Source organism: Flavobacterium gyeonganense (assembly GCF_029625295.1).
Taxonomy (GTDB): Bacteria; Bacteroidota; Bacteroidia; order Flavobacteriales; family Flavobacteriaceae; genus Flavobacterium; species Flavobacterium gyeonganense.
Map to the genome: position 1 here is coordinate 72661 of NZ_CP121112.1, position 25754 is coordinate 98414.

Below are 25754 nucleotides of genomic sequence, written 5' to 3' on the forward strand. Positions count from 1 at the left end.
TAGATACATAAACTGAATAAAAAAAAGCACGTTGAAATTATATGCTTCATGAATTTTTGTATTTTTGAATTATTATTAAATGGGATAGCTCTATACTATCCTGACTATGAGGAGGATGTTTAGTTTCGCGGCTAGTGCATCCTTTTTCTTTTCTATCGAAAAGTAATCTGTTTTAAATCTTCATTTATTTCAAAGTTTAGGTTATACATTTCTGATATTAATTGTACAATTGTTTTTAAATCTTCTTTTTTATTGATTCGGATTGTAATCCTTTGATTATCGTATTGTTCAGGAATAATCATTTTATAGCCATAATTTGCCATTATATAATCACTTACAGCGCTTAATTTTTCGTTTTCAAAATCTGCAAACCTGTTAAATTCTAAAACTTTAGCAACATTTTTTCCATAAATAAATTTTTCTCCCGGTTTAAGTATCCATTTCTTGTCCTGGTCTTTTATACTCATTTGGACACTTCCTTCGTATAGGAAAACCGTCACTCCTTTTTGTACATTTCCCTGAACCGTAAAACAAGTCCCTAACACAGTAGTTGTTGTTTCATTGCAAAAAACCTGAAACGGATATTTTTTGTCTTTTTTGACTTTAAAATAAGCTTCTCCTTCTACTACAATCTTTCTGTTGGTTTCAAAATTATTGGCATAAGTAATTTTAGAATCCGGATTAAGCTCTACGCTCGAACTATCTGGCAGCCCAACTATTTTTATTGTAGAAGTCGTATTTTCAATTGTATTTGAAGTAAGGTAAAAAGTATCCTGTAATGGACTTCTGTTAAGATAAATACCAGTTCCTGTCAACATACAAATGATAATTGCTGCTGCTGCCATATAGCGCCAAATTTTAATCTTTGGTTTTTTAGCAGCAAAGGTTTTAGACTGGAATTTTTCCCACGAAGCTTCTTTTTCATCATCTGAGTACGAAAAAGGAGTTTCATTCCATAATTTTTCAAATTCCTTATCCAGTTTTTCTTTATCCATGACTTTTATGGGTTAAGCTTTTTGCAATAAAATCCTTGTTTAGAAAAAACAGTATATACCATTTCCTGAATATCTCTGTTGGTTTCTATTCTAAGAATTCTTTCTCGGTTTTTAAAATCAAAATTGATAATACAATCAGAAATAATGAATTGTAAAAGGGTTACAATCAGACTTGCATCCTTCTTTGTTCTGACATTCGTTTTATATGCTTCAATATGCATTTTTGTTCTCGTTTTTATATATAACAAACGAGAGCAAAAAAGTTCCTAATCGTTTTCGACTTTTTTTCGAATAAATTTACTGGCGAGATAAATATGATTAGCAATCGTTTTTTCAGAAAGGTCTGTTATTGCTGCAATCTCCTTATAGCTAAGGTTTTCCAGTTTATGTAAAGTAAATATTTTTTGCTGCTGCTCAGGAAGCTGATTTATGAAAGTTTGTAGTTTTTCCTGCCTTTCTTCAAAAATTCCTGTTTCAGTATCTTCCTGCTCTGGGTGAAATTGTGAAGGATCGAGCTGGATGATTTTATTTTCGCGGTTAACGTGATTAATTATAATGTTTTTGCATATTGTAAACAATTGTTTATCAAATAAAACATCTTCATTAAGTAATGCTCTTTTATCATACAATCTTAAAAAAGTCTCCTGAAGAAAGTCCTGTGGAGTAAGGACAGTAAAATTAAATCTTTTGGCAATGTTTATCAATTTATCGTAGTAATTTAAATAAGCCTGTTTAAAAGCAGCTTCATTGCCTTTTTTTAAACTTAATATAAACTCTCTGTTGTCCATAATATAAACATGATAATAGATAACTCAATGCCTAAAATAATATTGCATTCAAATACTATAACCTTCCGGTAATTTCGCGATATTCTCAATGAGTACAAAGAACAGAAATTTATTCTTAAAATTTATATGAAAATTAATTTTTAAGTCATTTTAAAATATAACTAATACTTATGTTTATCATAAACTATAGCTTTTTTTGGTCTAAAACTTAATTTTATTATATAATTTAAAAATAAAAATCCTACAATTGAATATTTTTGTACTTTTACAAAAGTTTTAAAACTAAAAATTCTTTTTAATCGTATATACAAGAAAACGATAATCTAATTAGAGAAATTCAATTCACTGAACTGTTTTTGGAAAAACATTGAATCCTATCTAGTTTCTGGTTGTCGTTTTTTTTATTCGTTAGAATCATCTCTACAGCCCTTCTCTTAGTTCCAAATTATAATAAATAATAAAATTTGTTATTGTAGGATTAATAAATCAAATTGGATATTTATATTTACTTTATAAATTGAAATAAATTAAATTGGATTTTTTAGAGAAAGCGTATAGCTATAATTTTGAAGGCATTACTAATGACGTTTATCAATTTCGTTTCATTAGTGCAGGCATACAGGAAATAACGAAAATTGTTTCCATCTCACCTGTAAATAAAAAACTAAATTGGTATAGTGTAGGTTTTGGAAATCTGGAAAATCATGAAGATGCCATAACTGTTAATGATCTTGCCGAAATTAACAACAATGATTATGATGAAGTTTTAGCTACCGTATTTATGTGCATTCTTCATTTTTTCATCTCTAATCCTGATCATACTATTTTATTTTTTGGAAACACACTTCATAAACACCGTTTGTACAAACAAAAAATTTCTTCAAATATCAACCTTCTAAAACAATATCTGGAGATTTCAGGAGGAAAGACAGAAGAACAAATAAAGCTCATAGAAAAAAAACAAACCATAACCCGAAAAGGGAGAGAACATCTCAGGACTATTAGGGAAAAAGATCTTGCATCACTTAGCAACAGTATTGAAATAAAAAGCATTGAGAAATACGACACATCCAAAACATCTGATTATCAATTTGTTTTACTTAAGTTAAAAAAGAACGTGTGAGTATTGAAATAATAAAAAAACAGTATATTTGTAACATTATGGCAGCAAAACAATTAAGGGATTTAGTAGAAAAACAGATAGAAAAATCTACTAACTTCTGGGCCGGTCGTCCTAAGATGACTATCCAGGAGTTAGAAGCCGTAGAGAAATTTGCAAAAGAAAAAAGTAAGCTTTTTGAAAGAGTATTTGATTCTCCCGAAAAAATAGATAAAATAAGCAAAATGCAAAATAGTACCTTATAATAGCATTTTATTTAAGAACAAACCATCCAAGCAATTAGATGGTTTTTTTATGTCTTCGTATATATTTTATAATTCTGTAAGTTCTGTAAGAAATTATATAAAGAGAAGTGTTTTTTAGTTTGTCAATTTGTAAAAACAAATGACATTATGAAAACTTTTTTACGCAATAATGGTTTAGGTATCTGCTTTTTAGCATTATTTATTGTAGCATTACTTGGGCAGATAATTTTCGGTTTTAAAGAACATAATAAAGAGCTCATAGAAGAAGGCAGTACAGCCATTGAATTTTCGGCTTATCTTGTTTCCGGCCACTTTATCCAGTCTACTTTCGAAAATTGGGAAAGCGAATTTCTGCAAATGGCCTTATTTGTTGTATTTACCATTTTTCTAATGCAGAAAAGTTCTTCTGAATCTAAAGATTTTGATAAGGAAGAAGAAGTAGACAGAGAACCATCACCCACGCGAAAAGACGCACCATGGCCTGTCAAAAAAGGAGGATTGGTTTTAAGCCTTTACAAACATTCACTTACCATTGTTTTATTTTTATTGTTTATAGCCTCATTTATAGCTCATTTTTACGGAAGTCTTAAAGACGAGAACGAACAGCTATCACTCAAAGGGTTGCCTATGGAATCTGCATCAGATTATTTTGGGGATTCGAGGTTCTGGTTTGAATCTTTTCAGAACTGGCAAAGCGAATTTCTCTCTGTATTTGCAATTGTAGTACTTTCCGTTTATCTGCGGCAGATTGGATCATCACAATCTAAGCCTGTTGATTCTCCTAACATTGAAACAGGCGTATAGTACATTTATTTGCCTGCATTTGAATTATTATCTAATTCCATGAGATCATTATTAATGGTAATTGTGAAATATAGTTAAGCAATTGTATAAAATAGCCGTTTTTATATCATTTAAATTTGAAAAAAAGAGGAGAAATCTACAACATAACTCCCTGTTAATCTGGATCAACAAATAACAGATTTCCGAAAAGATCCTCCACGTTTTAATTTTAACTATGTAAAAATTCATTAATCAGTATGAAAAATTTTCAAGACGACAAACAGCGAGATTTGTCTATAAACAAATCAGACGGAACCAACAAATTCCTCACTACCGATCAGGGTGTCCGAATTAATGACGATAATAATTCTCTTAAAGCGGGCGAAAGAGGCCCTTCCTTATTAGAGGATTTCATTTTAAGGGAAAAAATCACCCATTTTGACCATGAACGTATTCCGGAAAGAGTCGTTCACGCACGTGGCTCAGGAGCACATGGCTTTTTTGAAGTAACCAATCCAATTCCAGAATTGACAAAAGCTGGTTTTTTAAAAGAAGCCGGAATTAAGACTCCCGTTTTTGCAAGATTTTCTACCGTTGCCGGTTCTCGCGGATCTACTGACCTTGCAAGGGATGTTAGAGGATTTGCTGTTAAATTTTACACACAGGAAGGTGTTTATGACCTCGTTGGAAACAATATTCCCGTATTTTTTATTCAGGACGCATCAAAATTCCCTGATCTCGTTCATGCAGTAAAACCTGAGCCGCACAACGAAATGCCTCAAGCCGCGTCTGCACATGACACATTTTGGGATTTTATATCTTTAATGCCGGAATCAATGCACATGATTATGTGGGCGATGTCTGATCGGGCGATTCCAAGAAGCTATCGAATGATGGAAGGCTTTGGAGTCCATACTTTCAGATTAATCAATGAAGCTGGAGAATCTACCTTTGTAAAATTCCATTGGAAACCAAAATTAGGAACCCACGCCGTAGCCTGGGATGAAGCACAAAAAATTTCTGGTAAGAATCCGGATTTTCACAGAGAAGATTTATGGCAGGCAATAGAAATGGGTAATTTTCCTGAATGGGAACTAGGCGTCCAGGTAATCCCATCAGAAGATGAAAACAAATATGAATTTGATTTACTTGATCCAACAAAAATTGTTCCTGAAGAATTAGTTCCGGTTACTATTGTTGGAAGAATGGTATTGAACAAAAATCCGGATAATTTCTTTGCAGAAACAGAACAGATTGCTTTTCATCCTGGACATGTTGTACCCGGAATTGATTTCTCTAATGACCCGTTGTTACAAGGAAGATTGTTTTCTTACACAGATACACAGCTTACCAGATTAGGCGGGCCAAATTTTCATGAAATTCCAATTAACAGAAGCGTTGCTCCGGTTCATAATAATCAGCGTGATGGGTTTATGCGTCAGGAAGTTAACAAAGGCCGTGTAAGTTATCATCCAAATTCACTAGGCGGAGGATGTCCGTATCAGGCTCAAATTGCAGAAGGCGGGTTTTCTAGTTTTAACGAACGTATTGAAGCACATAAGGTGAGAGAAAGAAGCGAGAGTTTTGCAGATCACTTTGGTCAGGCAAAATTATTCTTTAACAGCCAGACCCCTGAAGAAAAAAGCCATATTGTAAAAGCGCTTCGTTTTGAACTTGGTAAAGTAGAAACTACTGCTATCAGAGTAAGAATGTTAGGACTTCTTTCGCAAGTGGATGCAAAATTAGCTGAAAAAGTTGCATTAGGCTTAGGGGCTTCTGTACCTCCAATACCTGAATTTCCTGCTAATAAAGGAGTTTCTCCGGAAAATGAAGGCGGAAATCAGGAACCTAAAACGGTTGAATCATCTATTAGTGTATCAGAAGCATTAAGTATGGTTAAAAACCCAACTAACTCACCTACAATCGAATCACGAAAAGTTGCCATACTTTGCTCAGACGGAGTTTCTGAGGCAGCAGTAATGAATATCAAAAGTGCCCTTAAAAAACAAGGTGCAAAAGGATGTGTGATTGCCCCACATTTAGGATCTGTTCTTACGGATGCTGATGGAGCACTTGCTGCTGAATTTAGTTTCCTAACAGCATCGTCAGTTTTATTTGATGCAGTGTATGTTCCTCACGGAATCGGACTTAATGTTTTAGCAGAAAATGATGATGCCCTGGAATATCTTAATGATGCATACAAACATTGTAAGGTTATAGGAGCTGACGGTGAAGCATCTGAATTATTGAGCGCAACCACTTTTGCAGCAAAACTAACAAATGATGATCCTGGAATTATTATTACCAGCGAAGTAGGATCTGAAGCATTTGCTCAGGAATTTATCGATGCAATGGCAATGCACCGTTTCTGGGATCGTGAACCAAATTTATATATTTAATTTAAAAAAAAATAACCATGAAAAATTCAGAAAAACAGGGTCAGACAAATGCGCCCCAAGGAAAAGCAACTGAAACAAAAGCTATAAAAAATAATGACAAAACCAACATTGTAGCGCCAGCTCCTGATGCTGCAACCGAATTAAAAGAACTTTTTGTTGACAGTCTGAAAGATATTTACTGGGCAGAGAACGCACTTGTTGGCGCATTGCCAAAAATGGCTGCTAATGCGAGTTCTCCTGGACTTGGAAGCGCAATTTTAGAACATCTTGACATAACTCAGCTTCAGGTAGAAAGGCTGAAACAAGTTTTCGACCTTTTAGGCGAAAAAGCCGAAGGAAAAAAATGCGAAGCTATGGCCGGATTACTCAAAGAAGGCGAAAGTATTCTTGAAGAAACAACCCCGGGACCTGTTAGGGATGCTGGTATTATTGCTGCTTCCCAAAAAATTGAACATTATGAAATCGCTACATACGGAACGTTGGTTGCTTTTGCAAAAACACTGGGCGAAAATGATGCTGCAAAACTATTAACACAAACACTTGCAGAAGAAAAAGAGGCAGATTGCATACTTAACGATGTTGCTTTGAATGTCGTAAATATGGTAGCAGCTGAGTAATACTATTTTTTTAAATTATATTTAATATCTATTTATTAGAAAAACATCTGTTATACGACAGATGTTTTTTGTATTATTATAATTTGTTTTTTATTATGTATAAAGCTGCTTTACATCCTCTGGTAGATAATTCCAACAAAATACTTATTTTAGGAACAATGCCCGGCGATCAGTCTATCGCTAAACAGCAATTTTACGGAAATAAGGGAAATCATTTCTGGAAAATCATATTTACTATTTTTAACGAGGAATACATTGATTCATATGAAGACCGCAAAATCTTTCTGAAAAAACATAGAATTGCGCTCTGGAATGTTTTAGCATCCTGTGTCAGGGAAGGAAGCAGTGATTCTAAAATAACCAATGAAACAGTAAATGATTTTGTCAATTTTCATACACAATATCCAAACATTCATTATGTGTTTTTTGAAAGCAAATCGGCAGCTAAATTTTTCTATAAATATTCGACTCCACAAGCAGGTATATTTTATCAAATCCTTCCATCAACCAGTGGCTTACATGCAGGAATCTCTTTCAATCAAAAAGTCGAGATGTGGAAAATTGTAGCAGAAACAGCAAATGAATTTAAGCTAAATTAGATTGAAATTTTATTAAAAAGTAGTCATCTAATTATATAAATAAATTGTTTTATACTGCAAAAATCCTCTTTAATGTCTTATTATTTTAATGAAAGATAATTAATGCAAATTTTACGATAATTATGCTGAGGATACAGAAAAAATGGCTGATTCTTTAAATAAGGCAGCGAGTAAATTGTATACATAATTTCTACACACAACCAATTACAAAAATGTAAATTATATAATTCTTAAAAATCGTTTTGTAAGAAATAGCAAGCATTTAGATCTATTTTTGTGAGATTCAAGTACAAATAAACCATTTAAAGATTTAAATAAACGTAATAAAAAAGGAAAATGAAATTAAATAAAACAACAACCGGAATTACATTTAGTGCATTTGATTTACTACATGCAGGTCATGTGAGAATGCTTGAAGAAGCAAAACAGCATTGTGACTATTTAATTGTAGGATTACAAACCGATCCAACGCTGGACAGACCAGAAAAAAATAAACCAACTCAATCTGTTGTTGAGCGCTATATACAGCTTAAAGGCTGCAAATTTGTTGATGAAATTATTCCATATGCTACTGAACAGGATCTTCTGGATATATTGCAGGCACTTCCTGTTGATGTAAGGATTCTGGGAGAGGAATATAGAAATAAAAATTTTACAGGCCGTGAATATTGCGAAAAAATGGAAATCAAACTTGTTTTCAACAAACGTAATCATCGCTTCTCCAGCAGCGGACTCCGAAAAGAAGTATATGAACGTGAATGCCTTAAATTAGTCTGATTATTATCATTCGGATACCTAATACGCTTTATAAACGAAAAAAGGTAAAAACAAGCTTCTTAATAGCGAGCAATAATAATTAATATACTAAAACCTATTGTATGCCTTCAGATATTGTGATGATATGCAGTAAAGCAATTGCAGCAAAAGGATGGAATATTGCTTTTGCAGAAAGCGCTACTGCCGGCAGAATGAGCGCAGAATTTTCAATGACTTCTTATTCAGGAGAAATTTTGCGTGGCGGTATTGTTTGCTATGATGTATTTATAAAGGAACAAATCTTACATGTTCCTCACATAACTATTGAAAAACACACTCCGGAGTCGGCAGAAGTCACGCAGTTACTGGCACAGCAGGCAGCCAAAATATTCAATTCAGAAATAACAGTCGGCATCACCGGATTAACAAGTCCTGGAGGAAGTGAAACTGAAGAAAAGCCCGTAGGTACCATTTTCTTTTATATCATAACTCCCACTGAAAAAATAAGTCATAGAGAAGTTTTTCAGGGAACTCCGGAAGAAATAGTATCAAAAACAATTGACAAAACGGCAAAGCTTATTATGGACAGTATTGCTAGTTTATAACTTCAATAAAAAGCTGTAATCTTCATTCAATATAAAGTTTACAGCTTTTTATTTTAAATTCTGACCATATAGGCGAAATTACTACAAATAATTATAAAACCGTCATTGCACCTAACCTTCTATTGAAAAACTGGCACAGCAAATTGATCAAATCAAGTTTTTATTTTTACTTATACTGAATCAAAAATTTCACCACTGCTGCCCGCGGATGTACAACTAAAAGACTAACAAGCTGTAAATTATGTAATTACAACTGCGTTGTGATGTAAATTATTGATTCTTAGTACCTGTAATTTAGCTCTGTAACCTCAAAATTTAGTTATTATGAATATAGACGAAAGAGAAAACTACGATCAAAGTGATCTGTATTTTCAAGATAAGAAACAATACAAAGATGACGATTCAGTACCAAATGTATTAGATAATTCAATTACGAATAACGAAGAACAGAACATTTACAATCAACAAGATCCGGATGAAGATTACATAGATCCTGATGATATGGATCCCGATGGACTGGAAGATGAAAATTTTACAGATGCAGACGAAATCGAAGAAGAGGATGATTTGTTTGAAGATAATGATGAGACAGATGACTTAGAAGAAGATGATCTGGAAAATAATAATTTAGATGACGATGATGATGATTTCGATGAAGATGAGAGCGTTAAAAATAAAAGGGAATTATATCGTGACAGAGATCTTTAACCAATTTAAAATAAACCGTTCTTAGAGCGGTTTATTTATTTATACATTCTATAGAATCATTAAAATATAGCTTACACAAAATTTTGTAATTTATCTGTAAAATCGTGTAATCCAAAATTTCGTTAATCTACTTATTTTTAATGCTTAAGCAGAAAAAAAATATAATCAAGAAATAATAAAATAAAAAAATAAAAATTATGGAAACCAACACATTTACACAGGCACCTACACAAAAAAAATTAAAATTAAAATTAAAAACTAACGTATCGACACTCGAAAGAATCGCGATGATAACCAGCGGAACGTATTTATTATACAAAGGCTTGTCGCAGGAAAAGAAAAGTCCTGTACAAATAGGCACAGGCGGTACCATGCTGCTAAGGGGATTGTCCGGATATTGCCCAATATATGATGCGGTTGATCATTTAAAAAATGATAAAGCTTCAAATGTAAATATCAGAATTAACAGTACAATCAATAAGCCTATAAGTGAAGTTTATGCTTTTTGGCGTGATTTTGAAAATTTACCTAAATTCATGAATCATCTTGATTCAGTTAAACCATTAAGTTATACCACTTCTAAATGGACGGCTAAAGGTCCGGCAGGAATAGGGAAAATTTCATGGATAGCTGAAATTGTTAAAGACGAAAAGGAAAGAATGATCAGCTGGAATTCACTTCCTGATTCATCAATCAAAAATGCTGGAAAAGTTGTTTTCAGACCTAGTGGCGAAGGCACAGAAATCATCGTGACCATCTCTTATCATGCACCACTTGGAATTGCAGGCGAAGGCGCTGCAAAACTTCTTAATCCCTATTTTGAAAAAATGGTAAAAGATGATATTTTAAATTTTAAAACTTATTTAGAATCAAATTAGCATTAAATATCACACTTTTCATTGTAAAACTACCCTGTAAATTATCTCATTTGCAGGGTTATTTATTTTCAAGGGATAAAAAAAAGACTTATACCTATATGGGTATTATATAACATAATAACAGAATTATATAAATTTAATGTTAATGTGCGAAATATTTTTATAAGAATTAATTGACTTACCAAATTTAAACTTATGAAAAAAACACAGTTAAACATTATTTTAGTCATTACAATTATCGCCTTTATAAGTAGTAATTGTTCTCCTCATTGTGATGATGAAGACTATACAAGAGATCAAAAGGAAACAGTTCTGCATCAGAAAGATTCGATTAAAATCCTGATCGATTAATGTAATTCCAACTATTTAAAGATTTTTAAACTTTAATTTCTTAGTATGAAAAAATTCTACCCTTCTATATAATTTAACGGTTGAATCTACCTTTAAAGAATAATTTTTAAAGTAATTATTTTGAAAATAATTCAATCAAAACAATTATGAGATATAAAAATATTTTACAGATTGATGACGATTATGATGACTGTGATTTCTTTCTGGAAGCGCTGGAAGAAGTATCAGCTACCGCCTCCTACACTGCAATTCATAATCCTGTTCAGGCATTACAAAAACTTGTTTGTAATGAAATACATCCAGATGTTATTTTTCTTGACATTAACATGCCTGTTATGAATGGTATGGAGCTGTTAGTTGAAATGAATAAAAAAGGACTCATAAAAGACATACCGGTAATTATACTTTCTACCTCAATACCGTTAGATTTTGCAACTAAACTTGAGAATTTGGGAGCGACAGGCTATTACATCAAACCACATGATTTTGGGACTATGAAAACGATTTTACAAAATTGTTTAGGTTTTTATAACAATTAACAAACGGCTGTTAATAATAATCTTGCAATTTTAAGTGTAAATATTACATAATTCCCACTTAATACTAAAAGCGTTGGTTTTATAGTAAAACACTGGTTATATTTGTTGAAAATTTTTTTCTCATGAAAGTAACCGAAGCTGATGAAATCCGATATACAGTTAAAAAATTTCCAATTGTAGGTATTGGTGCATCTGCGGGAGGATTGGATGCTTTTAAAAAAGTAATTTCTGCAATATCGCCAGATTCAGGAATGGCTTATGTTATTGTACAACACTTGTCACCAGATCATCCTAGCAGTCTTACAGAAATTCTATCAGAATACTCGCCTATACCTGTACATGAAATAATTAGCGATATAACCCTTTTACCGAATAACATCTACGTTATTCCTGAGAATAACCTCCTTATAGTTGAAGAAGGCTCATTAAGACTTAAGCAGAGAACACGAAGCGAAAGACGAAATAATACCATCGACGTTTTTTTCGAATCACTTGCTGATGTGTACAGGACTTTTGCTATTGGAGTTATACTTTCGGGCACTGGTTTTGACGGTACTGCAGGATTCAAAAAAATTAAGGAACTTGGAGGTGCTACGATAGTTCAGGATCCTGAAACGGCTGCTTACAAAGGAATGCCTCAAAGCCCTATAGATACTGATGCAGCCGATTATATTCTGGCTCCTGAAAAAATTCCGTCACAATTGATGGAAATACGAAACAGTTATATTTCTAATTATGGTTACACAGAAGAAGAACATATCCCGGGAAATGACGAGGAAATCATCTTACAAATCATCAACCTTATTTTTTCAAGAACAGGCAATGATTTTAGACACTATAAACATCCTACGATAAGACGCCGTATAGCGCGGAGGATGGTTCTGGCTGAGAAAAATACCATAGAAGATTACTATAATTTTTTAAGAAACAATAAAAATGAACAGGATTTATTATTTAATGATTTCTTAATTCACGTAACCTATTTTTTCAGAGATGAGGAAGCTTTTGAAAATCTGTCCAGAACTGTTTTTCCATCCTTAATCAAAAACATTACAAATAACAACTTACGAATCTGGGTAGCGGGTTGTTCTACAGGAGAAGAAGCGTACTCTTTAGCCATTTTTCTTCATGAATATTTTTTAAAAAACAACATCAACGATATTAAGGTACAGATTTTTGCTTCTGACATATCAGAAAAATGTATTACAAAAGCAAGATCCGGCATATACTCTTACCAGGATGTTCAGACCGTTTCAGAAGAAAGACTTCAAAACTATTTTACTAAAAGTGATGGCAATTACCATATTAACAAAGTCATTCGCGACATGTGTATTTTTGCCGTTCATAATTTTGTAAAAGATCCTGCATTTGCAAGAATCGATTTAATTACCTGCCGCAATACACTTATCTATTTCGATCCTTACCTGCAAAATAAAGTTTTAGGTACTTTTCATTATTCTTTAAAAGAAAAAGGTATGCTATTTCTGGGAAAATCAGAATCAGTAACCCACTCTCCGGATTTATTTGAGAGCATAAAAAAACATGAAAGAATATATGCGCGTAAGTTTGTACCGGGAAGATATACGACACAGTCATTTAAACCCGTTCCGGGCAATTTGCAGGTAAAACTGCATACAACTGAAATGAAAGCATCACCGGAAGATGATTTCAGGAAAATTACTTCAGAAATCTTATTAACGAAATATACTCCGGCCAGTGTTATTATCAATAAAAACCTCGACATTGTACATTTTCATGGTGACACTAGTCCATTTTTAGCCCCTTCACCCGGAAAGCCAAATTTTAACATTTTAAAAATGGCACGTGAAGGTATTTCATTCGAATTACAGAATGCTATTTCAAAAATAAAAGAAGAAAAAGAAAACATCAGGAAAGACGACGTTAAGGTCAACGGACAGCCCTATCAGATTTCTTTCGAAATATTTTTACTTCCAAATGACGATGAACACCTTATGGTTCTTTTTTACAAGATGCCACTCCCTGATTCAGATAAAAAACTGCATGATAAATCTGCGCAAAAACGTATTAATGAACTTGAGAAGGAACTAACACAGTTAAGGGAAAACATAAAAAGAATTACGGAAGAGCAACAAACTGCTTTTGAAGAATTACAAACAAGCCATGAAGAATTACTGAGCAGTGGTGAAGAACTGCAGGCGATGAATGAAGAACTTGAAACAACAACTGAAGAACTTCAGTCAAATAATGAAGAATTAGTGTGTCTCAATGACGAACTTATAGATCGCCAGAAACAGCTTATTTCTATGCGTAATTATTCCGAATTAATTGTTAATACCATTCGTGAGCCGCTATTAGTTACAAGTAAAGACTTTATTATTAAAAGTGCTAATCCTGCATTTTACGATTATTTTAATACAAGGGATAAAATTACTGAGGGTCACAGTCTTTTTGAAATTGGAAATTGCCAATGGGACATTCCTGAATTTAAGGAACAATTGATTAAAATTGATGCTGAATTCTCTATAGATAACTTAAAAGTAGATGTTGTATGTCCTGACAACAATAAAAAAACCATTATAGTAAATGCAAGCCTTATAGCTGACTCAACCCCTGAAGGCTTAATTCTTCTGGCAATGGAAGATATTACGGATTTAGTAGCCACAAATGAATTGCTGACAAATAAAAACATTGAATTACAAAAGCATAACGAGCAGCTTGAAGCTTTTACTTCTGCAGCAAGTCATGATTTACAAGAACCACTCCGAAAGATTCACATGTTCTGCAAAAGAATTTTTGAAAATGAAGAAGGTTTGAGCGAAACTGCCAAACACAATCTGGAAAGAGTACTGTTCTCAGTTACCAACATGAGTCAGTTAATTGCCGACCTTATTAATTATTCAAAAATTACCTTTGTAAAGAAAGAATATAAAAAAACAGATCTAAATGTTGTTTTGAAAAAAACAGTTGCAGATATCAGGGATTCTATTGTAGAAAAAGAAGCCATAATTACTATTTCACCTCTTCCACAATTAAATATTATCTCCCATCAGATACAACAGCTTTTTACAAATTTAATTCTTAATGCTATCAAGTACACCAAAGAAAATATTATACCTGAAATTAAAATTGAAACAACACAGCCTTTAGCTGAGGAAATACTTGAAATTGACGGAAATAAAGATCGCAATTACGTAAAAATTACGGTAAGTGACAATGGTATTGGCTTTAATCAGGAATATGCAACCAAAATATTTGACCCTTTCTATAGATTACACAACAATGATGAATATCATGGAAGTGGTTTAGGATTAACACTTGTAAAGAAAATTGTTGCCAACCACGAAGGTTTTATAAAAGTATTTAGTAAAGTCGATCAGGGAACTACTGTGCACATTTACTTACCTGAATAACAAAAGGCACCAAAAATGGTGCCTTCATTTTTAGTAAAATTACGATTTGGTCTTTATCGTTTTTTTAGGATGCTGAATGACTGACTTTGATTTTAACCAGTAGTCAATTATTGTCTTTATCATTTTTTTGAATTCAAGATAATCATAAGGTCTGGTAAAATAACTCTGAATAGGTATTGAGTAAGGATCAATTACGTAAGTCTGATTAAATGATGTTGTAAAAAACAGATAAGGACAATTAAATAATGTCCCTACATTGTCAAGATTATTTTCAATTACTTTATGATTCATTACATTCATTAAAACAATATCAGAAAAGAAAAGAAATGGCTTGATTTTATGTCTAAGCAAATAATTACAGGCAGTTTCGGGGTTGTTAAAATAAATTATCTGATTTGGATAATTCAATTCGGAAAAAACCTCTATAAATAACTTACGATCTCCCTGTTTATTCTCAATAATTACTATGGGTCCTTTTTTGTTCATAAGCTATACATTAAATTTGACGAAAGAAATGGCTGAGTAACTTTAAAAATAAAAGATACTTTTTCAAATATTTCAAAAAACGATCATAAAAACTTACAAAATCCCCATGTGTATTTATATAATTATCATTATTGATGAAATTCATCCTAATAACTTACAGCACTTATAATTATATAATTGCAACCCTTAATTCTATAAACAAAAAGTCTCATTTACATTTAATTTTGATTGTACAGTTTGATAAATTATTAACTTAAATCATTTCAAATGACAACACAAAACAGGGAAAATTACGGTCGGGATGTTCGTAGTTTTCATCACCCGGAAGATGATATGAAACCAGTTTCGGATATAACGAACCAAGCTAATCAAAGTTATGCGGATGAATACGAAAGACAAAATGATGATGATGATGATGAAATTGTAAATCAGGATGATGATATTGTCAATAATGAAGATGAGGGGATAAATAATTTTTATGAAGATGACTCAGATAATATCGATGATCTTGAAGAAGATTATGATGAAAATGACAGGGATATAAATGATTTTGCAAAAGAAAACACTAACAAAGACCTTCTCGATCTGGAATATGATATAGATCAGGATCTTGAAGAAACAGACCCTGTAAACCATCCCCGAAATTTCCAATATTAACCTTTATAAAAAACCATTAGCCAAAACTAATGGTTTTAATTTTTGATATACATTTTCGGAATGCATTAAAAAGGTATATATATATTGAATGTAGCTCCCTTCATAGGTTCTCCCGTCGCATTTATAAAACCATCATGGTTTTCAATTATTTTCTTAACAATGGCCAGTCCAATACCGGTTCCTTCATATATATCGCGGCTGTGAAGTTTCTGAAAAACCCCAAATATTTTTTCATTATGCTCCTGCTCAAATCCTATTCCGTTATCTGCAAAGCTAATATGGCAATACTTACTTTCAGGAGAACATTGAAAGTCAAGTTCAGATCCGTTCACAAAACAGCTTTTTACTGTAATTTGCAATGGAACCTCAGCCTGTGCAAACTTAATTGCATTATGAATAAGGTTTTCCATTAGCTGAACAAACTGAAACGGAATAACCTTTACAGTATCATGAAAATCAGTCACAATCACTGCATTTTTTTCCTGTAGATTTTCATGTAATGCCGCTTTTACATCCTCAATAACAACATTAAGATCTACTGTTTCAAACTTTCTGTCATCAAGAGTTGCGCGTGAAAAAGCAAGAAGGCTGTTTATAAGATCTCGCATTCTGTTGCATGCATAAAGAATCCTGTTAAACTTGGCTTTACCGTCTTCTGATAAATTTGGATATTCGTTTGCCAGGATCAGATTCGCAAAAGTCTGGATTTTTCTGAGCGGCTCCTGAAGATCGTGACTTGATATGTAGGTAAAGGCATCAAGCTCCATATTTTTCTTTTTAAGTTCTTCTGCATGCTTTTCTATTGCTTCATATTGTGAAGCCAGCTGTGCATTTGTCTTTAAAATAATTTCATTCAGGGCATGAGTTTCTTCTTCTTTCTTTTTTAACTCTTGGTTTTTTCGAAACAATTCGGTAAAAACCATCACTTTGGCCTGCAAAATTTCCGGTGAAAGAGGTTTTATCATATAGTCAACCGCACCAGACTGATAGCCTTTAAATATATACTCATTCGTATTCATATTAGCAGTCAGAAAAATAATAGGAACATGTTTAAGCTTATCACTCTGACGTATTAATTCAGCTGTTTCAAAACCATCCATCAAGGGCATCTGCACATCCATAAGTATAATGGCGAAATCCTGATCTTTCAACAGAATCCGAAGGGCATCTTTTCCTGATGTTGCTTCAACAAACTGATAACCAGGATCAGCCAGGATGACTTGTAAAGAAAGCAGGTTTTCCTTTTTGTCATCCACAATTAAAATTTTTATTGAGCTGTTGTCTCCCATTCTGTTTTTTATTGAATACAATTCGAATTATTTAAGCCACACACGCATTAGTGTAGAGAGCTGTTCAACATTTACAGGTTTGGTCATATAATCTGAAGCTCCTGATTCTATACAGCGCTGTCTGTCTCCTTTCATCGCTTTTGCCGTTACTGCGATAATAGTAAGATCCTTATGTTTTGTGTCTTTTCGAATACGTTTCATCGTTTCATAACCATCCATTTCAGGCATCATAATATCCATCAAAACAATATCAATATTTTTATCTTCATTAAGCAAATCAATAGCCTCCTGGCCGCTTTCTGCACTGATAACGTTTAATCCATAACGCTCCAATGCAGTAGTGAGCGCAAACAGGTTTCGAACATCATCATCAACCAGTAATACTTTTTTGCCCGGCAGGACATCTTCTTTCAAATAAAATGACTCTATGGTTTCCCGCATAGCCTCAGGGAGTTCTTTATGAACACGGTGCATAAATAAGGCGGTCTGATCTACTAATTCTTCCAAAGAATTTACACTTTTTGTAATGATACTATGCGCAAATCTGTTGAGTTTTGACTTTTGTTTCTTAGTAACATCTCCTGCAGAATGTATGATAATAGCCGTTTCCTGTCCTGCAATATTGTTCTCAAGATCGGTAATTATATCGAGACCATCAGCATCAGGAAGCACTAAATCTAAAATAATACAGTCAAATGACTTTTCTTGTATGAGTTTTACTGCTTCTTTAGCCGTTTTCGCACTAAAAATCGTGATGTCATTACCGTCAACTGCTTTGATAATCCTTTCTAATTCTGTCTGATTATCATCTACTACCAAGAGGTTCTTTATCTTTTTGTTTTTAAAATCATGAATATCATTAAATAAATAATTCAATGAATCACTCTTAACCGGTTTTACGAAAAAATTTCTTGCACCGCGTTTAAGGCCTTTATTTCTCTCATCTTCTCCGGAAATAATATATACCGGAATGTGACGCAGGTTAAAATCTGTTTTTAAACGGTCCAGAATCTTCCATCCGCTGGTATCCGGCATGTTTAGGTCCATAGTGATTGCATGAGGATTAAACTGGTTAATAAAATCAATGACATCATTTCCTTTTGTAGTAACAATAGCTTTAATGCCATTGCTATGCGCCTGTTCCAGCATAATTTTGGCAAAGATTAAATTATCTTCTGCAATCAAAAGTACTTTATCATCGGGTTTGATATCCGTTCTGTCATCTCCCACCTCATCCACAAAGAACAGTTCTATATCGGACCTGTTGAATTTTTCTGATGGTAATGATTTAATTTTTCCTTTGTCATCATTGTCTTCATTTACATCAATATCTTGTACTTCGGCAATATGGACATATTTTATAGGAAGAAATAAGGTAAATTTACTTCCTACATTAATTTCACTTTCTAATTCAATACTTCCCCCCAATAAATCGGAAAGTCCACGGCTGATAGATAACCCTAGACCTGTTCCTCCATATTTACGGCTTGTAGAACCCTCTGCTTGCTGAAAAGCTTCAAATATGATATTTTGTTTTTCTTTGGAAATACCAATTCCCGTATCCGAAATTTCAAAAGCTACTACCGCTTCAGCATTTTCAAGACTTAAATTATTGGTTTTCCAATTGTTATTTGCTTTATAAATTTTAAGTTTTACTTGTCCTTTTTCGGTAAACTTGAATGAATTTGAAAGCAGGTTCTTTAAAATCTGATTCAAACGCTGCGAATCGGTTTCCATTACTTCAGGAAGATCTTCGTCCATAATAATATCAAAACGAACATGTTTGGCTTCAGAAATAGGGTTGAAAGTAGAAGCAACAAATCTGCTGATATCGTCAAAACTGATTGGATTGTAATCAACAGAAATATATCCGGATTCGATTTTCGAAAGATCCAGAATGTCATTAATCAGCTGAATAAGGTCATCACCACATGAGTTAATAGTTTTAGCAAACTGAATTTGTTTTTCAGATAAATTACCGTCACGATTCGCAATTAATTCATTAGCCAAAATCTGCAAGCTGTTCAGCGGTGTTCGTAGCTCATGTGACATGTTCGCTAAGAATTCCGATTTATATTTGGATGTTAAAGTCAGCTGATCGGCTTTTTCTTCCAATGCTTTTCTGGCAACCTCAACTTCCTGGTTTTTAAGCTCTACCTCTTCTTTTTGATTAGCCAATAAAATAGCCTTTTCTTCCAGCTCTTCGTTCGTAATTTTTAGTACTTCCTGCTGACTTTTAAGCTCATTTGCCAATGATTGCGACTGAACCAGTAATTCCTCTGTTCTTGAATTTGATTCGATGGTATTCAGTACAATTCCGATACTCTCTGTTAACCCTTCAAGGAAATCGAGGTGTGTTTCACTAAAAGTATCCAGTGAAGCCAGTTCAATAACCGCTTTTAATTGTCCTTCAAATAATACCGGTAAAATAATAACATCTTTTGGTTTTGCATCTCCAAGTCCTGAATTAATTTTGATGTAATCTTTAGGAACATTGCTTAAAATAATTCGTTCTTTTTCAACAGCCACCTGACCTATAAGGCCTTCTCCCATTGCATATTGCGTAGGTGAATTTTTTCTTTTGATGTATGCATAAGATGCAATAAGATTTAATTTTGAATTCTCGAAATTTTCATCTTCCTGCAAAATATAGAAAAGTCCATGCTGTGCCGTTACAACGGTTGCCAGCTCGGAAAGGATTTTCTTGGTAACCGAATGCAATTCTTTTTGTCCCTGAAGCATTTGGGTAAATTTAGCCAAATTCGATTTCAGCCAGTCTTGCTCCTGATTTCTTAAAGTGGTTGCCTTAAGATTCGAAATCATCTGGTTAATAGTATCTTTCAAAGCTTCTACCTCGCCTTTGGCTTCAACACCAATGGTTCGGGTTAAATCCCCCTGCGTTACCGCCGATGCTACTTCAGAAATCGCACGCACCTGCGTTGTTAAGTTTGCCGCGAGCTGATTTACGTTTTCTGTTAAGTTTTTCCAGGTTCCTGAAGCACCAGGTACATTGGCCTGCCCTCCCAGTTTTCCTTCAGCACCTACCTCACGGGCCACAGTAGTTACCTGATCAGAGAAGGTAGCTAAGGTATCAATCATCTCATTGATTGTATCGGTCAATTGTGCTACTTCACCTTTGGCATCAATTGATAGTTTTTGTTTTAAGTTTCCTTTTGCAACGGAGGTTACAACCTTTGCAATTCCACGAACCTGACCTGTTAGATTCGATGCCATTACGTTAACCGAATCTGTTAAATCTTTCCATGTTCCCGCAACCCCTTTTACTTCTGATTGTCCTCCAAGTTTTCCTTCGGTTCCTACTTCACGCGCCACACGGGTTACCTCAGAAGAGAATGAATTCAACTGTTCCACCATCGTATTAAAGGTGTTTTTCAAGTCCAGGATTTCCCCTTTTACGTCAACGGTAATTTGTTTCGAAAGGTCACCATTTGCTACGGCCTTGGTTACATCTGCAATATTTCGTACCTGACCTGTTAAATTCGATGCCATCTGATTCACCGAGTCCGTTAAATCTTTCCACGTTCCGGCAACTCCTGGTACAAAAGCCTGTCCTCCCAGTTTTCCTTCAGTTCCTACCTCACGCGCCACACGGGTTACCTCAGAGGCGAAGGCACGAAGCTGATCCACCATCGTATTTACAGTTTCTTTCAATTGAAGAATCTCTCCACGTACGTCTGCAGTAATTTTTTTGGACATATCACCATTTGCCACCGCGATTGTTACCTCGGCAATATTACGCACCTGGGTGGTTAAGTTACCCGCCATCTGATTCACCGAATCGGTCAAATCTTTCCACGTTCCGGCAACACCTGGTACGTTGGCCTGTCCTCCCAGTTTCCCTTCGGTTCCTACCTCACGCGCCACACGGGTTACCTCAGAGGCAAACTCCCTTAACTGGTCCACCATCGTGTTTAAGGTTTCTTTCAATTGCAGAATCTCTCCACGTACGTCAACCGTAATTTTTCGGGACATATCCCCATTTGCTACGGCAATTGCCACATCGGCAATATTTCGTACCTGAGCGGTTAAGTTACCCGCCATCTGATTCACCGAATCGGTCAAATCCTTCCAGGTTCCGGCAACTCCGGGCACATTCGCCTGACCTCCCAATTTCCCTTCAGTTCCTACCTCTCTGGATACCCTTGTTACCTCCGATGCAAAGTCACGGAGCTGATCCACCATTGTATTAATTGTATTTTTAAGCTCTAAGATTTCTCCTTTCGTATCCACGGTAATCTGACGTGATAAATCCCCTTTTGCTACCGCGGTAGTTACTTCTGCAATATTACGTACCTGTGCGGTAAGGTTCCCCGCCATCTGATTTACTGAATCAGTTAAATCTTTCCAGGTTCCACCAACACCTTCTACTTGTGCCTGTCCTCCTAATTTACCTTCGGTTCCTACCTCACGTGCCACACGGGTTACCTCCGATGCAAAGGAGTTCAGCTGACCTACCATCGTGTTAATCGTATTTTTAAGTTCCAGGATTTCCCCTTTTGTATCTACCGTAATCTGACGTGATAAATCCCCTTTTGCTACTGCAGTAGTTACCTCGGCAATATTACGCACCTGACCGGTTAAGTTCGATGCCATCTGATTCACTGAGTCCGTTAAATCTTTCCAGGTTCCACCAACTCCTTTTACTTTTGCCTGACCTCCCAGTTTTCCTTCGGTTCCTACCTCAAGTGCCACACGGGTTACCTCGGATGAAAAGGAGTTCAGCTGGTCCACCATCGTATTAATCGTTTTCTTAAGCTCCAGAATCTCTCCTTCGGCAACGGCTGTAATTTTTTTAGAAAGGTCACCATTTGCCACCGCGGTTGTTACCTCAGCAATATTACGTACCTGACCAGTAAGATTCGATGCCATCTGGTTCACCGAATCCGTTAAATCTTTCCAGGTTCCACCAACTCCTTTTACTTTTGCCTGACCTCCCAGTTTTCCTTCTGATCCTACCTCACGTGCCACACGGGTTACCTCGGCACCAAAGGAGTTCAGCTGATCCACCATCGTATTGATGGTATTCTTAAGTTCCAGAATCTCTCCTGCAACGTTTACTGTAATTTTTTTCGAAAGGTCGCCTTTTGCCACTGCTGTTGTTACTTCGGCAATATTACGTACCTGACCGGTTAAGTTACTTGCCATTTGATTTACCGAATCGGTCAAATCTTTCCAAACCCCACCAACACCTCGTACTTTTGCCTGACCTCCCAGTTTTCCTTCCGATCCTACCTCTACCGCCACACGCGTTACCTCAGAAGAAAACGAGTTCAGCTGATCTACCATCGTGTTAATAGTATTTTTAAGTTCAAGGATTTCTCCTTTTACGTCAACGGTAATTTTCTTAGATAAATCTCCTTTTGCAACCGCGGTTGTTACATCGGCAATATTACGTACCTGACCAGTTAAGTTTGATGCCATCTGGTTTACAGAGTCTGTTAAATCTTTCCAGGTTCCGCCGACACCTTTTACCTGCGCCTGTCCCCCCAATTTACCTTCTGTACCTACCTCACGCGCCACACGCGTTACCTCAGATGAAAACGAATTCAGCTGATCCACCATCGTGTTGATGGTATTTTTAAGTTCTAAGATTTCTCCTTTTACGTCAACAGTAATTTTTTTCGAAAGGTCACCTTTTGCTACTGCCGTGGTTACATCGGCAATATTACGTACCTGACCGGTTAAGTTCGATGCCATTTTGTTTACCGAGTCGGTCAAATCTTTCCAAACCCCACCAACACCACGCACTTTTGCCTGACCTCCCAGTTTACCTTCTGTACCTACCTCACGCGCCACACGGGTTACCTCCATCGAGAAAAGGTTCAGCTGTTTTACCATTCCGTTTACCTCTTTTGCAATTCTGAGAAATTCTCCCTGAAGCGGATTTCCTTCAATGGAAAGCGGCATTTCCTGTGAAAGATTTCCTTTTGCCACCGATGTAATTACGTGTGCAATTTCAATTGTCGGGTGTACCAGATCTGAAATTAGTGTGTTAACCGAATCTACGCAGGAACTCCACGAACCTCTTGCTCCGTCGAGTGCGACACGATTGGTTAGTTTTCCCTGTTTACCGATGCTTTTCCCAACTTTTTGGAATTCAAAAACCATGCGTTCATTAAGATCGATGATTTCATTTAAAGTTTCACAAATCGATCTTTTAGTACCGTTTTGATCGGTTGGAAAGCGTTGGGCAAAATTACCATTTTTAACCTTAAGCAAAATTTTCAGAAACTCCGCATCAGTTAAAATAGAATCCTCTACATCTGCTTTTTTAGTTTTAGTCTTTAGAGATTTTTCTCCGGCAACTACCGGAATTACTATCACACTTTCGGGATTTTCTGTATTATTTTTTATTTTTTTCATGTTTTCAATTCTTTATAAGAATGATTTAAAAAAATCTGCCAACCAATTTATTGCACTTTTAAATTCCAGTTATAAACCTCTAATTTAGCATTAAAAACAGGTTTTACATGTTTTCATCAAGTAATATTTTCCTTAAATGAAATTGTACAAAAGCCTCCATAGAATCCGGTCTTTTTGAATTGTCGGTATAATTCAGAGGTTTGATAATATATCCTGATATCCCTAATTTTTCTGCCTCAAATCTGTCGTCAGCTTCAGAAGAAGTTGTCATTATAAAAACTTTTAAATTCTTTAGTTTTTTATCTTCTCTTATAATTTTTAAAAACTCTATGCCGTTCATTCTGGGCATATTAATATCCAGAAGAATGACATCCGGAATTAATCCTGAATCTTTGTCCCTAAGGATTTTTAAGGCTTCAATTCCATTATAAGCGGTATGGAGCACATATTCACTATCAATTTTTTTCAATGAGCGCTCCACACTTATGATGTCAAGTTCATCATCTTCTATTAATAAGATCGTTGGTTTTTTCATCCTTATAAAATGTTTATTTTTAAGCAGGAATACGTATTTACTCCTGATATTTATATTTTAACTATTTCGCCACGTAAAAATAAATTCAGCACCCTCTCCTAATACCGATTTTACTGTGATGGATTCTTGCTGATCATCTATTATTTTTTTTACAATTGCAAGACCTACTCCTGTACTCTCCTGCTCGTTCTGCTCACGAAGTGTCTGAAATATTTCGAATATCTTTTGATGAAATTCTTCGGCAATACCAATACCATTGTCTTTAACTGAAAATTCATAAAAGTCCGCAAATATTTTGCATTTAATCTGGATTATTCCACCTTGTTCTTTTGGTGTATATTTTACTGCATTACTGATCAAATTAGCAAAAACCTGTTCGAGCTTAATTCTTTCTGTAAATAAATCAGGCAGATCACCAATTTCAAGAGTAAAGGATCTTGGAACAATAGAATCTGCAATTTCCTGAACAAGTTCATTTGTTTTTATGCTTTCTGGCGGTGTCTTAAGGTTTAGTCGTGCATAGTCCAGCAAACCATTAATAAGCGCTTCCATACGCTGTGTTTTTTGCGGTATAATGTTCAAATATCTTTTGATTTCGGGTGAAAGCTGATCAGCATAATCTTCCTCAATCCATGAAATAACATTATGAATTCCCCTCACAGGAGCTTTCAAATCATGAGATACTACGTAAGCAAATTTATTTAACTCTGCATTTCTGTTTTTTAATTCATGAATGTTCTTATCCAACTTTTCAGACATGGTGTTTAGGGAAACAGCCAAAGCAGATAATTCGTCATTACCCGTATCTTTCACACTGGTAAAATTACCTTTCGATATATTTTCGGCAAGGCTTACCATCGAACTAATTCTTTTAGTAGTGACTATCAGAATATATGCTGTACTAAAAATCCCAACCACAATTGTTAACGTGAGGAAGATAAAAGAAAATGTATGCGCATTTTGTAAGGAAATCAACAATCTATCGGTATGCAGCTTCCTTCTTTTATATTCTATTTTATCAAATCTTGAAAACTTGAGATTAATGGCATCATTTATTTTTTTTCCAATGTGCCTTTTTAATGAATTATCAAAAAGATTTTGATACGAATCAGGAAACTTTTCACGCGAAATTATCAATTTAGCAGAATAATTTAGCCAGCTGTTGTGAAGGCTGCTGATTGAATCTAATATTTCCCGCTGCTTATTATGACTACCAATCCTGTATTGCTGTTCTTTTATCAGACCTGGCAAAATTTCACGTCCTTTAAAATAAGAATCCAGAAAAGTTTCGTCATTTGTCAGCAAGTATCCTCTAAAAGCACTCTGCATTTCAATAATAGCTTTATGTGTTTTATTCGAGTTTCGAATTATCTCTTCTGATCTGGCAAGAAACTGTGAATTTCGCTGTACCTTTTTAGACAACATATAATTAGTATAGGAATCAGCAACAGACAATAAAATTATCAGGGTAAATGCCAAAAGTATTTGATACGATAATTTCATTATTAAAATTTAAACTTTTTGCGAATATGGGATTTCTAAGCTAATAAAAATAATAAAAAAAGATTCTTAAATCTATATTTTTTACTTTTATACTGCTTATAAATCTTATTTACTAAAACTACTCA

The 25754-nt window shown here is 34.6% G+C and carries 21 protein-coding genes; 13 read left to right on the plus strand and 8 right to left on the minus strand.

Going from position 1 to position 25754, the window contains the following annotated elements; all coding sequences use genetic code 11:
• Nucleotides 1-152: 152 nt before the first annotated feature.
• The 3 genes from P5P89_RS00270 to P5P89_RS00280 are packed head-to-tail and all read right to left on the minus strand — an operon-like array spanning nt 153 to nt 1783.
• Nucleotides 153-995, minus strand: coding sequence for a FecR family protein (locus tag P5P89_RS00270; RefSeq protein ID WP_278010222.1), 843 nt, complete (start codon nt 993-995; stop codon nt 153-155).
• A gap of 5 nt (nt 996-1000) precedes the next feature.
• Entirely contained in the window at nt 1001-1216 is a 216-nt protein-coding gene (locus P5P89_RS00275) for a hypothetical protein (RefSeq protein WP_278010223.1), read from the minus strand.
• A gap of 45 nt (nt 1217-1261) precedes the next feature.
• Nucleotides 1262-1783, minus strand: coding sequence for an RNA polymerase sigma factor (locus P5P89_RS00280; protein ID WP_278010224.1), 522 nt, complete (start codon nt 1781-1783; stop codon nt 1262-1264).
• Nucleotides 1784-2315: 532 nt separating this feature from the next.
• Between P5P89_RS00280 and P5P89_RS00285 the strand changes: the two genes are divergently transcribed.
• From P5P89_RS00285 to P5P89_RS00340, 12 genes are all read left to right on the plus strand, one after another.
• On the plus strand, nt 2316-2906 hold the full coding sequence (locus tag P5P89_RS00285) for a DUF6934 family protein (RefSeq protein WP_278010225.1): 591 nt from the start codon (nt 2316-2318) through the stop codon (nt 2904-2906).
• Entirely contained in the window at nt 2903-3148 is a 246-nt protein-coding gene (locus tag P5P89_RS00290) for a hypothetical protein (RefSeq protein WP_278010226.1), read from the plus strand. Before P5P89_RS00285 ends, P5P89_RS00290 begins: the two co-directional genes overlap by 4 nt.
• Before the next feature lie 147 nt (nt 3149-3295).
• Nucleotides 3296-3952, plus strand: coding sequence for a DUF6766 family protein (locus P5P89_RS00295; protein WP_278010227.1), 657 nt, complete (start codon nt 3296-3298; stop codon nt 3950-3952).
• 236 nt (nt 3953-4188) lie between these two features.
• Nucleotides 4189-6330: a catalase gene (locus P5P89_RS00300; RefSeq protein ID WP_278010228.1), complete on the plus strand. Its 2142-nt coding sequence runs from the start codon at nt 4189-4191 to the stop codon at nt 6328-6330.
• 17 nt (nt 6331-6347) lie between these two features.
• Nucleotides 6348-6947 carry a YciE/YciF ferroxidase family protein gene (locus tag P5P89_RS00305; RefSeq protein WP_278010229.1) on the plus strand — a complete coding sequence of 200 codons (600 nt, stop codon included), beginning with the start codon at nt 6348-6350 and terminating at the stop codon, nt 6945-6947.
• A 95-nt stretch (nt 6948-7042) separates the two neighbouring features.
• Nucleotides 7043-7546: a DNA-deoxyinosine glycosylase gene (locus tag P5P89_RS00310; protein WP_278010230.1), complete on the plus strand. Its 504-nt coding sequence runs from the start codon at nt 7043-7045 to the stop codon at nt 7544-7546.
• Between the two features lie 336 nt (nt 7547-7882).
• Nucleotides 7883-8323, plus strand: coding sequence for an adenylyltransferase/cytidyltransferase family protein (locus tag P5P89_RS00315; RefSeq protein ID WP_223680308.1), 441 nt, complete (start codon nt 7883-7885; stop codon nt 8321-8323).
• A gap of 101 nt (nt 8324-8424) precedes the next feature.
• Nucleotides 8425-8907 carry a CinA family protein gene (locus P5P89_RS00320; protein WP_278010231.1) on the plus strand — a complete coding sequence of 161 codons (483 nt, stop codon included), beginning with the start codon at nt 8425-8427 and terminating at the stop codon, nt 8905-8907.
• A gap of 324 nt (nt 8908-9231) precedes the next feature.
• Complete coding sequence (locus P5P89_RS00325) at nt 9232-9615, plus strand: hypothetical protein (RefSeq protein ID WP_278010232.1); 384 nt, start codon at nt 9232-9234, stop codon at nt 9613-9615.
• A gap of 197 nt (nt 9616-9812) precedes the next feature.
• Nucleotides 9813-10493 (plus strand): SRPBCC family protein, encoded by a 681-nt coding sequence (locus P5P89_RS00330; protein ID WP_278010233.1) that lies wholly within the window; start codon nt 9813-9815, stop codon nt 10491-10493.
• 497 nt (nt 10494-10990) lie between these two features.
• Nucleotides 10991-11383: a response regulator gene (locus P5P89_RS00335; RefSeq protein WP_278010234.1), complete on the plus strand. Its 393-nt coding sequence runs from the start codon at nt 10991-10993 to the stop codon at nt 11381-11383.
• Nucleotides 11384-11505: 122 nt separating this feature from the next.
• On the plus strand, nt 11506-14775 hold the full coding sequence (locus tag P5P89_RS00340) for a CheR family methyltransferase (protein ID WP_278010235.1): 3270 nt from the start codon (nt 11506-11508) through the stop codon (nt 14773-14775).
• A 39-nt stretch (nt 14776-14814) separates the two neighbouring features.
• Here the strand turns inward: P5P89_RS00340 and P5P89_RS00345 are convergent, their stop codons facing one another.
• Complete coding sequence (locus P5P89_RS00345) at nt 14815-15261, minus strand: response regulator (RefSeq protein WP_278010236.1); 447 nt, start codon at nt 15259-15261, stop codon at nt 14815-14817.
• Nucleotides 15262-15528: 267 nt separating this feature from the next.
• Here P5P89_RS00345 and P5P89_RS00350 point away from each other — a divergent pair, with 267 nt between their 5' ends.
• Nucleotides 15529-15918, plus strand: a complete 390-nt coding sequence (locus tag P5P89_RS00350; protein WP_278010237.1) for a hypothetical protein — start codon at nt 15529-15531, stop codon at nt 15916-15918.
• 65 nt (nt 15919-15983) lie between these two features.
• Here the strand turns inward: P5P89_RS00350 and P5P89_RS00355 are convergent, their stop codons facing one another.
• The 4 genes from P5P89_RS00355 to P5P89_RS00370 all read right to left on the minus strand — a co-directional run bounded on the left by P5P89_RS00355 (nt 15984) and on the right by P5P89_RS00370 (nt 25629).
• Entirely contained in the window at nt 15984-17228 is a 1245-nt protein-coding gene (locus P5P89_RS00355) for a hybrid sensor histidine kinase/response regulator (protein ID WP_278010238.1), read from the minus strand.
• Nucleotides 17229-17234: 6 nt separating this feature from the next.
• Entirely contained in the window at nt 17235-23591 is a 6357-nt protein-coding gene (locus P5P89_RS00360; protein ID WP_278010239.1) for a HAMP domain-containing protein, read from the minus strand.
• A gap of 103 nt (nt 23592-23694) precedes the next feature.
• A complete protein-coding gene (locus P5P89_RS00365; RefSeq protein ID WP_278010240.1) occupies nt 23695-24126 on the minus strand; it encodes a response regulator in 432 nt (143 codons plus the stop codon).
• 57 nt (nt 24127-24183) lie between these two features.
• Entirely contained in the window at nt 24184-25629 is a 1446-nt protein-coding gene (locus tag P5P89_RS00370; protein ID WP_278010241.1) for an ATP-binding protein, read from the minus strand.
• Nucleotides 25630-25754 lie beyond the last annotated feature (125 nt).

Coding starts and splice junctions, on each gene's coding strand:
- P5P89_RS00350 (WP_278010237.1), top strand. CDS start 15,529: ATGACAACACAAAACAGGGAAAATTACGGTCGGGATGTTCGTAGTTTT.
- P5P89_RS00370 (WP_278010241.1), bottom strand. CDS start 25,629: ATGAAATTATCGTATCAAATACTTTTGGCATTTACCCTGATAATTTTA.
- P5P89_RS00320 (WP_278010231.1), top strand. CDS start 8,425: ATGCCTTCAGATATTGTGATGATATGCAGTAAAGCAATTGCAGCAAAA.
- P5P89_RS00345 (WP_278010236.1), bottom strand. CDS start 15,261: ATGAACAAAAAAGGACCCATAGTAATTATTGAGAATAAACAGGGAGAT.
- P5P89_RS00315 (WP_223680308.1), top strand. CDS start 7,883: ATGAAATTAAATAAAACAACAACCGGAATTACATTTAGTGCATTTGAT.
- P5P89_RS00295 (WP_278010227.1), top strand. CDS start 3,296: ATGAAAACTTTTTTACGCAATAATGGTTTAGGTATCTGCTTTTTAGCA.
- P5P89_RS00325 (WP_278010232.1), top strand. CDS start 9,232: ATGAATATAGACGAAAGAGAAAACTACGATCAAAGTGATCTGTATTTT.
- P5P89_RS00300 (WP_278010228.1), top strand. CDS start 4,189: ATGAAAAATTTTCAAGACGACAAACAGCGAGATTTGTCTATAAACAAA.
- P5P89_RS00305 (WP_278010229.1), top strand. CDS start 6,348: ATGAAAAATTCAGAAAAACAGGGTCAGACAAATGCGCCCCAAGGAAAA.
- P5P89_RS00365 (WP_278010240.1), bottom strand. CDS start 24,126: ATGAAAAAACCAACGATCTTATTAATAGAAGATGATGAACTTGACATC.
- P5P89_RS00335 (WP_278010234.1), top strand. CDS start 10,991: ATGAGATATAAAAATATTTTACAGATTGATGACGATTATGATGACTGT.
- P5P89_RS00360 (WP_278010239.1), bottom strand. CDS start 23,591: ATGAAAAAAATAAAAAATAATACAGAAAATCCCGAAAGTGTGATAGTA.
- P5P89_RS00270 (WP_278010222.1), bottom strand. CDS start 995: ATGGATAAAGAAAAACTGGATAAGGAATTTGAAAAATTATGGAATGAA.
- P5P89_RS00330 (WP_278010233.1), top strand. CDS start 9,813: ATGGAAACCAACACATTTACACAGGCACCTACACAAAAAAAATTAAAA.
- P5P89_RS00280 (WP_278010224.1), bottom strand. CDS start 1,783: ATGGACAACAGAGAGTTTATATTAAGTTTAAAAAAAGGCAATGAAGCT.
- P5P89_RS00340 (WP_278010235.1), top strand. CDS start 11,506: ATGAAAGTAACCGAAGCTGATGAAATCCGATATACAGTTAAAAAATTT.
- P5P89_RS00310 (WP_278010230.1), top strand. CDS start 7,043: ATGTATAAAGCTGCTTTACATCCTCTGGTAGATAATTCCAACAAAATA.
- P5P89_RS00275 (WP_278010223.1), bottom strand. CDS start 1,216: ATGCATATTGAAGCATATAAAACGAATGTCAGAACAAAGAAGGATGCA.